The organism is Streptomyces sp. DT2A-34 (genome assembly GCF_030499515.1).
GTDB lineage: Bacteria > Actinomycetota > Actinomycetes > Streptomycetales > Streptomycetaceae > Streptomyces.
Genome location: NZ_JASTWJ010000001.1, coordinates 4,278,215 through 4,293,178 on the forward strand (window position 1 = coordinate 4,278,215; position 14,964 = coordinate 4,293,178).

Genomic DNA, 14,964 nt, shown 5'->3' on the forward strand with positions numbered 1-14,964 from the left:
CGTGGTGGAGCGCTGCCCGGACGGATGCTACGGCGCAGTGGGCCTGGGCTGTGATTGCTGTCGTGGCAGGAAGAGCGCCACCGCGGCGGTGGCCAGCAGGGTCGCGATGCTCGCGACCAGGAGGCTGAGATGCGGTCCGCCCGCGAACGCGTCGGCGAACAGTCCGTGCACGCGATTGGCTGAGACGGAGAGCCCCTCGGGCCGTGCAGTGCCGGGCCATCACGGTGGCCGCCGCGTCGAGCGCGTCGCCGCCTTGTGCTGTGCCCGCCAGATCGTCGGCGAGCGAGTTCGTGGCGTGGGTGGTCAGCAGGGATCCGAGGACGGCGCTACCGATGGCTGTTCCGGCTTGTCGCGTCGCGTTGACCATGGCGGCGGCCGCCCCGGACGGCTGGCGCGGCACTGTCGAGAGCGCTGCGGCGTTCGTGAGCGTGATAGCAGGGCCGATGCCCGCTCCCAGGACCGCGAAGACGGCGGCGATCCGGCCGTACCCGGTGTCGGGTGACAGGCCGAGCGGCGCGAGCAGGCCGATACTGATGAGGCCGTACCGGCGAGCAGGAGCCGCACGAGCCGAAGCGCGCCGTCAGCTGGCCGGCCTGAGTGGACGCCAGACCGATGGCGCTGGAGTCGGGCAGAAATTTCACGCCGGTCACAACCGCCGACGTCCCCTGGACCTGCTGCAGGTAGAGGCACAGCAGGTAGAAGGTGCCGTACGGGCGCCGAATCCCAGGATGAGGGAGGCGGTGTTGACGATGGTGAACCGCCGGTCCTTGAACAGCGAGACGGGCAGCATGGTGCGCTCGGATCACCTTCGACCAGTACGAAAGCGGGGAACTCGACAGCCGCGACCGCGAACAGGACCAGTACCTGGGGCTCCGTTCAACCACGGCGACCGGCCTCGATGACGGCGCAGGTAGGCACTCAGCCAGACAAACACCGAGCACCTGTCCGTACGGGTCGGCCGCCGCGCACTCCGGGTCGGCCGACTCCTGGATCCCCTTGGAGCCCGGTGACCAGCGCGATGACACCCAGGGGCAGATTGATCAGGAAGATCGCGGGCCAGCCGAAGCCGTCGGTGAGGGCGCCGCCCAGCAGGGGGCCTGCGACGACGGCGAGCGCGGTCACCGCTCCCCACAGGCCAATGATCTCCGCCCGGCGCGCGGTGTCGGGGAACCCTTGGCCCAGGAGCGACAGCGCACCAGGGGGCTGATTACCCCGTCGGTTACGTCGCCGAGGTCCGCCAACTCCCCTACGAGGACCCGCGACCGACCTGGGACGCCTTGCAGTGGTTCACCGGCAACTCACCCGCCGAGGGCGCCACCGACTACATGCTCGACCACTTCCTGGCCCACGACCTCGAACTCCGCTCGGCCCTGGCCGCCGTGGAGAGCGAGGACTACGAACGCTGGAAGGTCAAGACCGCCGCCAATCGCGTCCAACGGGAAGCTGCCGAGCGCGCCTTGGCCCGATACGCCGACCAGGCAGTCAAAGCCAAGAGCGAGCTGCTCCATCACCGCGACGCCATCCGCGAAGGCGGCGGCATCCCACCCCACCTGCCTTCACCGCTCGCCGACGTCGACCCGCCTGATACGGACACCACCGAGGAGAACGATCTTTGAAGGGCTCCACCTACCGCCGCTGTTCCTGCCGCGACCCCAAGACCGGCAAGGAACTCGGCACGGCCTGCCCCAAGCGCAACAGCAGGAACCACTGCACCTACTCCATACGCCAGGAGCTGCCGCCCCGCGAAGACGGCACCAGGCGGTCCTTCGCTCGTGGCGGCTACGACAGCCGCAAGGCCGCCCAGGCCGACCTCGACCACGTCCGCGCCCTCCTCGGCCTGGCCGAGTCGGACGATCCCGAGGGCACGGAACTGATCGCCGCCATGCTGACGGAAGTCAGCAGCGAGAAGACTCCCCTGCCCGACGTCGAGGAGACCCGGCGGCGCCTCAACGCCGGCCAGGACCTCATCGGCAGCCTGACCGTGAGCGAGTGGCTCGACCGGTGGCTGGCGGGCAAGCGCATACGCAAGTCCGGCCTGAGCCGCTACGAGACCGATATCCGCGTACACCTCAAGCCGCACATCGGGCACCGGCGCCTCGACCGGCTGCGCGTCAGCCACCTCAGCGAGATGTTCACGGAGATCCGCGACGCCAACGCCCAGATCCTGGAGCAGAACGCTCAACGGCGAGCCGCGATCGACGAACTGGCGACCGTGCCGTGGAAGGGCGCGGAGAACCGAGCCCGGCGCAAGGCGATGAAGGCCGCGATCGACGAGATGCCGCCCTTCCCTCGCGTTACCGGCCCCGCCACGCGCCTGCACGTCAAAGCCACGCTCCGCGCGGCCCTGAACGACGCGATCGGGCAGCAGATCATCACCTTCAACCCAGCCGCTCACGTCGAGATCGATCCCGTACGCAAGCCGAAGGCGCTGGTGTGGACGGACGAGCGGGTCGCCAAGTGGGAGCAGCCGGGCGAGAAGCCGTCGCCCGTGATGGTCTGGACGCCCCAACAGACCGGCGCCTTCCTCGACTTCGTCGCCGACGACCGGCTGTACACGATGTGGCACCTGATCGCCTTCCGTGGCCTGCGCCGTGGTGAGGCGTGCGGGCAGCCATGGTCCGAGACGCACCTCGACACCCACTCCCTTACCGTCTCCTCCCAGCTCGTACAGGACGGCTGGGAGATCGAGGCATCCGACCCCAAGACCGACAGCGGATACCGCGTCGTCGCGCTCGACGACGACACCGTCAACGTCCTGAAGCGACACCGCGAACGACAGGACGCGGACCGCAAGGAGTGGGGATCGGCTTGGGTGGACACCGGGCACGTCTTCACCCAGGAGGACGGCTCCTGGCTGCACCCCGGCAAGGTCACCGACCTCTTCGAGCGCCTCGTCGCCGCCTCCGGCCTCCCGCCGATCCGGCTCCACGACCTGCGCCACGGTGCTGCCACCCTCATGCTGGCCGCCGACATCGACATCAAGATCGTGTCGGACACCCTCGGGCACAGCGACACCCGGATCACCCGGGACATCTATCAGAGCGTCCTCCCCCACGTCGGAAAGAGCGCCGCCGAGGCCACGGCCAAGCTGGTCCCGCTCCAGCGCAGGGCGAAAGCTGAAGAGGCCGCACGCAAGGCGGAGAAGGCCCGGAAGAAGGCCCAGCGCGCCAAGAAGGCCCAGGCCGAGGGCAAGAAGAAGGCCAAGCGGAAGAAGCCTAAGAAAGTAGGGCCGAGGCCCCCTCTTCTCACGCAAGCAATCCCACAGCGCCCCGACCGGGTGAATGCGTCATGCCCGGAGCAACAGAAAATCCCAGGTCAGCGACTGTGCCTTTGGGATTCGAACCAGAGACCTGCGCATACGAGGGCCTGCAAGATCATTCCAGATGGTGCTGAGCGGTGCTATCGAACATCGTCTTACGAGCGCGTCGGCTGGTCCTTCAACTGCCGCCCGGGCCGCAACGTGGCCCGGGCGGTCGCTTCGGTTTCTGTCACCCGGCCGCCGTAATGTGCCCGTTCACCTCCCTCAGCCTGCCCCGCCGGTGCAGTTCGTCGATGTCGGAGTCCAGGAAGCTGCGAATGTCCCGGCCCATGCGGCGCCAGCCGAAGAACTCGCCTGCGTGCCGGACCAGTTCGTCCCGCGACATGCCCGGGCACTCTGCGGCAAGTTCGTACAACGCCAGCTGCCGCTCGGCCGGAGCGATGTGAGCGGCCTTGCGAGGGGTGTCGCCCTCCAACGGAGCGCGGGCATCCAGCTCCCCCGGCCTGCCACGTCCAGGAAGTGGCCGTCGGCCGTGACCTGCCCGGCACGGATGAGCCCGCGCACGACTTCCCTTATGTTGTCGCGGATCCTGTTGCCGGCCCGGGCCACGCCCCACGCCTCCCGGGCGCGCTGCACCAACAACTCCTCGTGGATGGGGCCCTCGATCCCGATGAGCTTGGTCAGGAGCTTGCGCAGCGCGGGCCGGGCCTCCGGGGTGTGCAGTTCGTACGGTGAGGACACCGTCATCTCACACGTCTCGTACGGGGAGCTCCACGGCCGGTCGTGCTCGGTGTCGACCGTAACGCGTTCATGGTCCACGGGGGCCAGGGCCGTCGGCGGGGTCCCGTTTCCCGGTCCCGGTGCACCTGGCGAGGCCGACACTTCGGAGGACAAGGCAACCGCCCTGGTACCCGAGGTGTCCTCCGCCTCGTCGTCCTCGACGGCCACGACCGGGCCTGTCCTCGGATCCGCCGACGCGGGATCCGACATCGGTCCCCGCTCGACCGCCAACTCGACAGCCTCACGCAGTCTCAGCTCGGCGGCATTCCGTCCGCGATACCAGTCGGTGCCCCAGATACGGTGCAGCCGCCAGCCCAGCCCGGCGAGCACCTCCTCCCGCAGCCGGTCGCGGTCCCGAGCCGTCCTGGACGAGTGGTACATCGCGCCGTCGCACTCGATGCCGAGCGCGTAGGCGCCGGGGAACTCCGGATGGCGCACGCCGATATCGATGCGGTATCCGGCGACACCGACCTGCGGCTGTACCCGGTAGCCCCACTCGCGCAGCACCTGCAGGACCGACTCCTCGAAGGGGCTGTCCGGCTCGGCGTCGGTCTGTGTCACGTCCCGCGCGAGAACGGCGTGGCCGTTCTCGGCGTACTCGAGATACCGCTTGAGGTGCTGAACGCTCTCGTTCGAACTGTCTGCCAGGCCACTGCCCCAGAAGGACGCGACGACCTCCATGCGGAAGCGCGCCCGGGTGACAGCGACGTTGAGGCGCCGCCAGCCGCCCCCCTTGTTGATCGGCCCGAAGTTCGTGCCGAACTTGCCGTGCTCATCGGGACCGTATCCGATCGACATGATCATGACGTCGCGCTCGTCGCCCTGGACGGATTCGAGGTTCTTGACGAAGAACCCGTCGAGCCGGTCCTCGGTGAAGCAATGGTCCAGGTCGGGGCGAAGCAGCCGGGCCTGCTGGACAGCCTGGTCGATGGCCGCTGCCTGAGCCTGAGAGAGCGCGACGACGCCCAGGGTACGGCCGGGGCGGGTGTCGAAGTGATGGATGACCCGCCGGGCGATGAACTCCGCCTCCACACGGTTGTCGCGTCGACCGCCCCGGTCATATACGCCCTGTGCGGGGAAGAACTCGACGCCGATGTCGTTGCCGTGGTCCATTGCTCCCGGGAACGTCACCATCGAGTTGCCGTAGAAGGACCTGTTACTGAACGTGATCAGGTCCTCGTGACGGCTGCGGTAGTGCCAACGCAGGGGAAGTTCTCGCAGAGCGCCCGCCTTGCAGGCATGCAGCAGCGACTCGAAGGTGTCGGGGACGTCCTCGTCGTACTCGTCGGAGTCATCCTCGACCGCCGCGTCGAAAAAGGAAGTGGGCGGCAGCTGCTTCTCGTCGCCGGCCACGATCAGAGAGTCTGCCCGGTATACGCAGTTGATGGCGTCGGCTGGGCGGACCTGTGATGCCTCGTCGAAGATGACGACGTCGAAATGGTAATCCGCGGGCAGGAACTGGCTCACCGTCAGCGGGCTCATCATGAAGCACGGCTTGATCAGTCGGACAACTTCACGGGTCCGGCCGAGCAATTCCCGCACCGGCATGTGGCGTCGCTTCAGCTCCGCCTGCCGCTTGATCACCGCGGCCGCCCCGCCGCTGAACCGGCGCGGTCGGCGCTTGTTGCACGCCTCGATCACGGCTCCGCTCGCGGCAGCGACAAGCCGGCGGTCGGCCTCCTGGAAGTCTGCCACCCGGGCGTCCAGGTCCGTGGAGCGGGTGGTGGCGAGTCTGGTGTCCGTGGCCAAGAGGTCGTCGGCCCAGCACCTCAGCACCGCCTGCTCTACGACCGCAGGCAGCCGCTCGGGCAGGACGCCTCGTTCAACGGCACGCGGGACGAGTTCGTCGACACCCTGATGGGCCAGGACGTCCAGTCCGGAGCGATACGCCTGCCATTCCTCCGGGCCGCGCGGGTCGGCCCGGAGTTCGTCGACGGCCTGCTGGGCCTGATCGAAGGTACCGAACAGAGCGAAGGACAATTGGACCTGGCGGGACCCCTCGAAGAGGTCGTGCAGCGCGGTCGAAGACTCCGACCAGCGAGCGGCGCGTCGCGTCGCCTCATCGCACCAGCCGGCCAGCGCGCCGCGAATGCCACGGGCCAGCAGCCCCGGAAGCTGGTCAGGCTCGGTGCCGTCGGCCAGGCGGACGGTCAGAAGGTCCCGGCGAGCCATCCCGTGGGTGAGTTCAGCGATGCGGTCCGCCGCAGCCAGCACCGCATTCAGGGCGGGCAATTCATCCTCGTCGCGGGGGACGTAGCCGCCCAGCGCCGCCTCGTGGTGTGCCACCAGCCCAGCCACCTCGGCCGCAGTGTTCTGCCAGGCCAGTGCGTCGTTGAGGCGCTGGGGCAGCGTCTTGTCCCAGGCGCCGTCGCGCGTGAGCGCGGCCACCGCCGCGCGATCCTCCCGGTACTGGCCGGACAGACGCGCGAACACGCCTCGATGCTGTTCGGTGAACCTCCCTGCCAGCGCGGGCAACTGCTCGGCCTCCAGTACCTGTTCACCGAAGACATCCCCCGCTGCCGCACGGGCGGCGGCGCGGGCGGCAAGCGCGTCCCGTAGCTCCTGAGCCGCTCGGTGTGCCTCACGCAGCCCTTCCTCGTCGAACCATCGCGCAGGCGGCCGCTTCGCTGCGGAGGCCAGATCGGCGAGTTCCAGCAGGCCGAACGCGGCTTGAGATGTGTCCGGCTTGGGTAGTCCGAACAGCTCGGCCAACTGGGCGAGGCTTCCGGGCAGGTCGCCAACCGAGCCAACCGTGGCATGGTCCCGGCCGGGCAAGCCCGCTTCCAGCATCCGTACGGTCTGCCGTATGTCGTGCACGGTACGCGGTTCTGAAGTCGTGGCCGCAAACGGGCGGCGCTCGGCAGCCGTGAGCAGGTCCGCAAGCGCGTCGGCGGCCTCGGAGAGGGCCGTGGTAGGGGCGGAGGTCCCCTTCAGCCCGCGCCAGACGAACGCCTCGCCCTCCGCTGCCGGGCGCCAGGCCCGGCTGACGGCGCCAGCGGCTTCCATGAGCGCCTGGAACTCCCCGGCGCTAAGCCGCCGGACCGTGGCCGTGCTCCTGGCGCCGAGAGTGAGCGGCGGAGTGTCCGCCTGCTCCAGGAGGACCAGGCGGCCCAGAACGTCGTGGAGGGAACAGCCGAGCGGGTCACGGGTCTGGTTCATAGCCGCCGCGTAGGCGGACAGTTCCTCGCGCAGCCGACGGGCCCGATCGAGTTCGTGCTCAGCCGCACCGGTAATCCGCACCTCGGTGGTCAGTACGCGTTCGAGCTCCGTCGCCACGGCCTTCTTGCTGGTGTCTCCGCTGTGCAGGGCCATCACGAACTCCGCCAGGCCGACGCCTCGCAGCCTGTTGCGGACCACATCGAGCGCCGCGGCCTTCTCACTGACGAAGAGGATGGAACGGCCGGCGTGCATGAGTGCGGCAATCATGTTGGTGATCGTCTGGCTCTTGCCCGTACCGGGCGGACCGCTCATCACGAAGGAACGGCCCTCCAGCGCGGCCGCGATGCACTGCCGCTGCGAGGAGTCCGCGTCCAGCACGAGCGGGGTCCGCTCGGGCAGCTGGATCTCGTCGATCCGGTCGAGCTCAGGCGGCTCGAAAGCGATCAGATCGTCTGGCAGCCCCGCGTCGGGTCCGAGGCCGACGGCCCGGACCAGCGGATGAGCGAGGATGCGCTCCTCGTTCTGCTGGAGGTCCTGGTACATGGCCTCCTTGTGCGAGGCGAAGAGGCCAAGCACCACGCGCTCGTCAACCGACCAGCCATCCTGTGCTCCCGCGACCTCCCGAGCGGCAGTAAAAACCGCACCCGGATCAGCCACGTCACAGCCGGCGACCGACCTCCAGTCGACGCCCAACCGATCCAGCTTGACCGCGAGCGCGGGGTTGAGGATCCGGTCCTGGTCCTCCGCCATGTGCAGACGCATCTGGCGTCGGCCGTCCTGGCGAAGCTCTACAGGTACGAGTAGCAGCGGAGCGGAGCTCGTCTCCTCGGCGCCCTCCTCCCGCCAGTCCAGCATGCCGACGCCGAGCCAGAGCACCCACAGGCCGTAGTCGTTGTACATCTGGCCTGACTTCTGGCGCAGTTGGTAGAGCGACGCGTCCAGTCCCGCCTGCGTGTTCTTCTGTGTGACCAGGCCGGAAGCACGGCCGGGGCCGCCATCCGCGGAGGCAGCGTCGTACTCGTAGAGCGTCCGGCCGTCGCCCGGAGCCTCCCCCTCTCCGCCCACGCTTCTTCCGACGGGTTCACCATCTGCGATGGGAGCGAAGAACCAACCACGGGGGAGCCCGGCCAGCACAGTGGAGGTATCGGGCGCGGTGATCTCAAGAGTGGCGGTCCTCGTATGCCGGAAGTTCAGCAGACGGTTACGCCCGCCGAGGTCGAGCAGGGAGCTACGCCAGTCACGCAGAACGGCCTTCAACCGGTTGAGGGCAGCGTCGCTGCCGCCTGCGGGGCCACTACTATCCCGCCATGCGGCTCCGGTCCATTGCGAACTGGGCATACACGAATTATTTCAGTGCTGGCGGCCCGACACGCCAGTCTCAATTCTTCTTGTCGTAAATGAGGTTTCACAGCAACGGCAGGCGACGCTGTGTAGTGAACCAAGCCGAAATCGTAGACCACGGCCAAGCGGAAGAAGCCCGCCGAGTAGGGCCCGGAGCCTCTCCGCTCACGCAACACCCGGCCGCGTGCCCCGCCATACGCCGAGCAACAGAAAACCCCAGGTCAGCGATTACCTGACCCGGGGTTTGATGGAGCCGCCTTCGGGATTCGAACCCGAGACCTACGCATTACGAGACCGTGAGCGTTCGTGTTACGTGGTGCCTGGTCGTGCTGCCCAATGATGTTCTGCCTGATCAGAGCATGTGCGGCTGCTTGACCTGTGCTCCCTCTTATTACGTCGTCCAAAGGCGTCCGGCCACCGGCTGGCCACCGGAGAGGGCACCGCTGATGACAAGAGGCGAGGCTACCCGGATTATGGGACTCCTACAGCACGTTCTACAGCAGATCCCATTTCCGAAGTCACCCTCGAGGCAACGATTCCGCCGTAATCGACACAGACCTCGCCGATGTCGGCGACGTCCCTCGATCCTTTCGTGCGGCAAACGTACACAGCATCCCGGATGCCTTGCTCACGTCGATCGCGACGACTCGCTCCACTGGTTCCGCTGTCTGCTCGACCGCCTCGGACTCCTGCATCCATATCCCCGCCTCACACGGCCCCTCCGGCCGGCTCCGGCGCCAGACTCTGTTCGAGGCCCACTGCCCCAACGAGGGAGCGATGTCGACAGGCGGCCACTTGGCCCACTTTCACGCCTGTGAGGCGTCCCGCACGGGATCGTGAGGGACGGGCGACGATCCATCAGAGCCGTGAAAGGTCAGCCCGGTGAAGTTCTGCCCCTGGAAGACCATGTGCTGCGCACCGCCGCTGACGGTGTTCTGCACAGTGACAACCGGTGCGTTCGCCCCGCCAACGCCCAGTTCCTCGAACAGAAGTCGCAGCTCCTCACCGGCACCGGGGTCCGCTTGCAGTACCCGGCGCAGGCGCGCCCGCAGCCCGGCCACGATGTCAGCCGCAGCGCCCTCGTTCTCAGTGGCACGGGCCGCCACCAGTTCCTCCTGGGAGAGCTGGAGTTCCTCATCCACGGACGTCGCATCGCCACCGCGCGCGAAGAATCGTGCCACCCGCCCCTTCGCCTGGATCCAAGCGTCCGAAACCATGAGTCCGACCAATGTCGAAACCGCTGTCGCCAACTCAGCTTCCACAGAGCCCCCTACGTCTCGCGTGCCTTCGTGAAGTCGCTGATGCCACCGTAGAGAGATCACGGAGACTTGGGTAGTCAGCGCCCGGGCGTGGCCGACAAGGGGCTGCGCATCGTTCATTCCCAGCGCGCATCGGCAACGGCAAGGGACAACCGACCGCTCAGGCAGCTGAACAGATCCACCCCACGCACCGGCCCGCGATCACGGGTTACCGCTGCCGCCCCCTCAGCGTTCCGCTCCGATCCGTACACCGAGACCTGCCGCAAAGGCTACTGTCCCAGCAGGCAGAGGTGGCCATCACGCCGGGTATCGTCTCCGCCCAGGACCAGGAGGGGTAGCAGAGTGATGTCCGGCCAGACGCATCTCGCCGCACCGGGCGGCTCCGGGCGCTGGTGCACGATCGCACCATCCCGCACCGTCCTGGGCATCATCCACAACGTCACGTCAGCGACCCGGCTGCTGGACCTGCTGACGGTATTCGACGGCGACACACGCATCCAGACCGTCTTCACCTGTACCGGTTCCTCACCCTTTGCAGCAGGAATTGAGGAATTCATCACCACGCGCGAGCTTCCCTTCATTTCCTGGGACGAAGCTCGGAGACTCGAATTCGACCTAGCAGTCAGCACGAGCCGCGGCGGGGAGCTGCAAGATATCTCCGCGCCACTCATTGGCACACCACACGGAGCCGGATACAATAAGAAACTGAGCCGGGAGCCGGGAGCCGGGAGCCGGGAGCCGGGAGCCGGGAGCCGGGAGCCGGGAGCCGGGAGCCGGGAGCCGGGAGCCGGGAGCCGGGAGCCGGGAGCCTTCGGCCTGACTGCCGAATGGTTGTTGCATGAAGGCGAGTTGATTCCCTCCGCTCTTGTCCTGTCTCATGACGAGCAGCGTGAGCGGCTGCGTCAGGGCTGTCCGGAAGCCCTTCCCATAGCTCAGGTCATAGGCGATCCGTGCATGGATCAGCTGTGTGTCTCGACCGCGTTCCGGGAAGAATATCGGGTCGCTTTCGGCATAAGACCTGGACAGAAACTTCTACTGCTGACATCGACTTGGGGCAGGAACTCTCTTATGGGTGGCGCACCCGATGTGGTTCGCCGGGCGCTGGCCGAGCTGCCGAGAGATGAATACCGGATCGTCGCCGCAATTCACCCCAATGCCTATCATGGGCATGGCGGCTGGCAGATAAAATCATGGCTCGCCCCGTTCATCAGATCCGGGTTGATGGTTCCCGCACCCGAAACCCATACCTGGAAGGCCGCACTCTGCGCGGCAGATCTTTTCCTCGGAGACCACGGGTCGGTTTCCATATATGCATCGGCTCAGGGAATTCCTGGACTTCTGGCCTCTTTTGACGAGGAATCCGTGGCGGCCGGCTCGCCCATGGACCTCCTCGGTCAACTGCTGCCTCGTGTATCAGCTTTCCTCCCTCTCTCCGAGCAGCTCGGACGCGCCGCGCGTGAACAGCAAGGAGATACTCGGCTGGCCAAGGTGCGCGGAATGGTGACTTCCCGGCCCATGGAAGCCTTGGCGAGACTGCGCCGCCTGTGTTACAGCTTCCTCGGGCTGGAGGAGCCCCCTTATCCCGCTGTCGCACAGCCTGTGGGCATCCCCCGGGCGGTATCAGCGGCGCAGTCCGTCCCCGGAGAGCCCGCACTCTCCGTCCATGCTCAGGTACTCGAAGGCCGCACTGCCGAGGTACAGCCCGCCGTGTCGGTACGCCGGTACCCTGCCGGCCTGCAGGGCAGCCTCAACGCTCACCTGCCTGACGTCCACGTCGTGGCTGAGGAACAGGAGCCGGATGTCCGGTGGGCCCATATCGCCGACATTCTGGTAGCACGCATGTCGACCCCGCAGCAGCTCCTCGCCCGCCACCCCGGTTGCACTGTAGTGGCCCAGGCAGATCCTCCCAGCGTATGCCGCCTGCACCATCGCAGCGGCGGCACGTACACCGCGCGCTGGACGTCATCCGTCTGGTGGTCCAGTCCGGCCCTCGCCGCCACCGCGTTGTACGCCTGTCTGTCGCACTTCGGACCCGGTTGGGAAGGCGAGGTCCAGGTGGAGGCCGGTGAGGACCTGCCGACCGCACTACTGTCCCTCCGTCGTTGCTGACCCGTCCGCGTCGGCGAGTCGCTTCCGGGCCTCCGCTGCCCGGTCGCTCCTGATCCGTACGTACATCGCCAGTGCGGCCTGCCAGTCTTGGCGTGCCCGGTCGTCCTGTCCGCACGCTGCCAAGGCGTCGCCACGAACGAGCAGCGCGTCGGCTTCCTCCTTCGGGGCATCGCACTTCTCGAACAGGTCGAGAATCGACTCCAGTTGCTCCACGGCTTCGTCAGCCCGGTCCGCCGCGATACGTGCCTGGCCGTAGCGGGTCAGGGAGCGTGCTTCGTTATAGCTGTCCGGGGCAATCCGGCCGGGCGACTCGGCGTCGGGGAGCGTGGCGAACAGCTCTCGGGCCCGCAGCAGTGCCTCCGCCGCCTCCTGGTGAAGGCCGGCGGTACTGTAGGCCTGTCCGAGGTGATAGGTGAGCAGTGCTCGCCCTCGCGGGTGGTCGATGTTCTTGATCGCGGCGAGGGCCTGCTTGAAGAGGCTGATGGCCGTGGTCGCCGCCCCCTGCTCCAGTGCGACCTGGCCCAGCCCTTCCAGTGCGGAAGAATGGGTCCGCGCGTGACCCGCGTGCTTCGCCGCCTCCCGGGCCAGCTCGTAATGGCGGCGAGCGGCATCGAGATCAGCCTCCGTGCCGCGGTCGAGGAAGGCGAACGCCAACTCATAGTGCATCCGCGCCAGGACCAGGTCATCTCCCAGGAGCTTGGCGGCTTCGACCGCCATTTCACACAGGGCGATCCACTTCACGTGGTGCTTGCGACGGAAGTGGAAATCGCGCAGCGCCTCCACCAACTGACAGACCTTCTCGAACCATCCCGCCTTGAAAGCGAGCTCAACGACCGAAGCGGCTCCGGCCTCGTCGGCCGCGAAGGCGTCGAGTGCCTGCTGTTCGTCGTCGAAAACCCCCCGCAACCGTGCGGGGTCAGCGAACAGCGCCCCCCACCGCCAGCGCTTGGAAACCTGGTACGCGACAGCACCAGCCCTCCACAGGTACCAATCGGCCGTCGCGCTCAGGACGGCCGCATGCTCGGCAGGGGAATCTTCCGCGTACGCCCGCTCCTTCGCGTACTGGTGCACCAGACTGATCATTCGGCAACGCCCCACTGCGGCACGCTCCAGCAGGTTCGCCTCAAGCAGCCGACGCCGCACCTGGTCACCGGTTTCACCGGTCCCGCCGAGGGTCGCCACCAGCTCGTCCGAGAAGTCCTCGGTCGGCTGCAGGCCGAGCGCCCGCAGCCCGCGAGCCGTAGCCGCGTCCAGGCTCCGGTAGGAGTCTTCGAAGACCAGGCGCATGGAGATGTCGCCGTCGGACATCGTCAGTACCTCCAGAGCGGACCGGCCGGCCGCCAGCCGACGGGCGAGAGAGCGGATGCCACCGTCCAGCGGATCGGCCGCACGTGCACCTGCGATGCGTACCGCTCCGGGCAGGCCCGCACAAGCACCGATCACCGCGCGGAGCAGTTCGTCGTCGAACTCTCCTGCCTCTTCGGCGACCTGCTGGAACAGGTCGGCGCAAGCGGCGTCGTCAAGAACATCGAGCCGCAGGAAATTCACCTTGTGGGGCCCGGCGCGCAACCCGCTCAGGCCGAACCGGCTGGTCACCACTACCAGGCTGGCCGGGTGCCCCGGGATCAGCGGCAAAACCTGCCCCGGATTGACCACGTTCTCCAGCAATACCACACATGGTTCAGCGCTCGTGAGTGATCGGAAACGCGCCGCACGCGCTTCGAGACTGGACGGCATCTCATCGCGGGGGATACGGAGTTCCGACAGGAAGTCCGCCAGCACGTCCGACACATCACGCGCGTCCCCGAGGCCGCGCCGACTCATGTCGGCAAACAAGTGCCCGCCGGGGAACTCGCCCAGCCTTCCGGCCAGTGAGTGGAGCACCAGCGCGGTCTTACCGACTCCCGCCACCCCCGTCACAGCGATATAGAGCGGCGATCTGCGGCTGGGGAGATCAGCGGTGATCGCATCGAACCACGCACGCCCTTCGTCTCGGTCGACGAAGTCGTCCGGCGCAGTCAGGAGCATGGCGGGCGCAGGCGGCGATAGCACCGGCTGCGACATGCTCACGTTCTGCGCCTGCACGACAACATGCGCGTTCCCCCCGCTGAACGTGTTGTCCACCGATCCCACGCGAACCCCCGTTCATCACGCTGCCCATCAAATCCCTTCGACATTCTGCCAGTTGCAGACAGGGCAACGGGTTGCCTCCCGCATCTGTGTCAGCGGATCAACAACGCCCAGACGACTGGGGAAACCCCCGGCTCTGCGAGCCAGGCTCCGGCTCGGAGGCAGAATCGGGAGCGGGAGCCGTCGATCCTGGCAATGCCTGGCGCGCCCCCGGTTGCCTGCGGGGCCTGTACGCCGAACTGGACGAGGCCCTGACCGCGTGGGGCGAGGTCGATGTGGCTCCACTGATGCACTACATCGCCTACCGGGGTTATCGGCTGCTCGTCCGGAGGACCAGGATCGTCAACCAATCACGGTGCCCTACGTGCGGTTTCACCGGCTTGGTTAGGCTGCTCACACGGCTGGTGGCGCCGCCATGCGGAGTACAAGGGGGCAGAGTGACCGAGGGACGGACAGGATGGCTCCGCGTGCCGGTCGGACGTCGATCAGTTGGCTGGGCAACACGCGGGCACTGGCGGAAGGTGCTGTTGATCGTCCACAACGTCACCTCGGCCACCCGCTTGCTGGATGTGCTGCCGTTGTTCCGTGATGACCTGCGGGTGCAACTCCTCGCGACCTGCACTGGCTCCTCGCCGTTCCAGGCAGGAGTAAGCGAGTTGCTTACGCGCGTGGGTGTGCCAGTGCTGCCCTGGGATCAGGCATTGTGCACTCCGGTGGATCTGGCTCTGGCAGCCAGTTTCGGCGGCGAAATCCATGACATTCAAGGTGAATTGATCATAATTTCCCACGGGGTGGGCTATAATAAGATACTCCGGAGACCGGAGACCGGAGACCGGAGACCGGAGACCGGAGACCGGAGACCGGAGACCGGAGACCGGAGACCGGAGACCGGAGACCGGAGACCGGACCCGTCTTCGGGCTTTCCTC

General features: G+C 67.2%; 6 protein-coding genes and 1 pseudogene. 3 read left to right on the plus strand and 4 right to left on the minus strand.

The window, feature by feature from the left end:
• Positions 1-918: 918 nt before the first annotated feature.
• Positions 919-1,191: an MFS transporter gene (locus tag QQM39_RS18885; RefSeq protein WP_302003636.1), complete on the minus strand. Its 273-nt coding sequence runs from the start codon at positions 1,189-1,191 to the stop codon at positions 919-921.
• Between the two features lie 86 nt (positions 1,192-1,277).
• Between QQM39_RS18885 and QQM39_RS18890 the strand changes: the two genes are divergently transcribed.
• Together QQM39_RS18890 and QQM39_RS18895 are read left to right on the plus strand one after the other, a co-directional pair.
• Positions 1,278-1,616 (plus strand): hypothetical protein, encoded by a 339-nt coding sequence (locus QQM39_RS18890; protein WP_301998124.1) that lies wholly within the window; start codon positions 1,278-1,280, stop codon positions 1,614-1,616.
• Positions 1,613-3,223 (plus strand): annotated as a pseudogene (locus QQM39_RS18895) (tyrosine-type recombinase/integrase); the annotation flags it as partial. The gene QQM39_RS18890 and the pseudogene QQM39_RS18895, both read left to right, overlap by 4 nt.
• A gap of 300 nt (positions 3,224-3,523) precedes the next feature.
• On the opposite strand, the gene QQM39_RS18900 reads toward QQM39_RS18895, so the two are convergent.
• Positions 3,524-8,536 carry a DUF3320 domain-containing protein gene (locus tag QQM39_RS18900; protein ID WP_301998126.1) on the minus strand — a complete coding sequence of 1,671 codons (5,013 nt, stop codon included), beginning with the start codon at positions 8,534-8,536 and terminating at the stop codon, positions 3,524-3,526.
• Between the two features lie 809 nt (positions 8,537-9,345).
• On the minus strand, positions 9,346-9,801 hold the full coding sequence (locus tag QQM39_RS18905) for a hypothetical protein (RefSeq protein ID WP_301998128.1): 456 nt from the start codon (positions 9,799-9,801) through the stop codon (positions 9,346-9,348).
• A 342-nt stretch (positions 9,802-10,143) separates the two neighbouring features.
• On the opposite strand from QQM39_RS18905, the gene QQM39_RS18910 reads away from it, so the two are divergent.
• Positions 10,144-11,907 carry a hypothetical protein gene (locus QQM39_RS18910; RefSeq protein WP_301998130.1) on the plus strand — a complete coding sequence of 588 codons (1,764 nt, stop codon included), beginning with the start codon at positions 10,144-10,146 and terminating at the stop codon, positions 11,905-11,907.
• On the opposite strand, the gene QQM39_RS18915 is transcribed toward QQM39_RS18910, so the two are convergent.
• Positions 11,884-14,031: a hypothetical protein gene (locus QQM39_RS18915; protein WP_301998132.1), complete on the minus strand. Its 2,148-nt coding sequence runs from the start codon at positions 14,029-14,031 to the stop codon at positions 11,884-11,886. The two genes, QQM39_RS18910 and QQM39_RS18915, sit on opposite strands and share 24 nt — an antisense overlap.
• Positions 14,032-14,964: the final 933 nt, after the last annotated feature.

What these genes read in the sequence shown, in the direction of transcription:
- QQM39_RS18900 (WP_301998126.1), bottom strand. Translation starts at nt 8,536, where the DNA reads ATGCCCAGTTCGCAATGGACCGGAGCCGCATGGCGGGATAGTAGTGGC.
- QQM39_RS18910 (WP_301998130.1), top strand. Translation starts at nt 10,144, where the DNA reads ATGTCCGGCCAGACGCATCTCGCCGCACCGGGCGGCTCCGGGCGCTGG.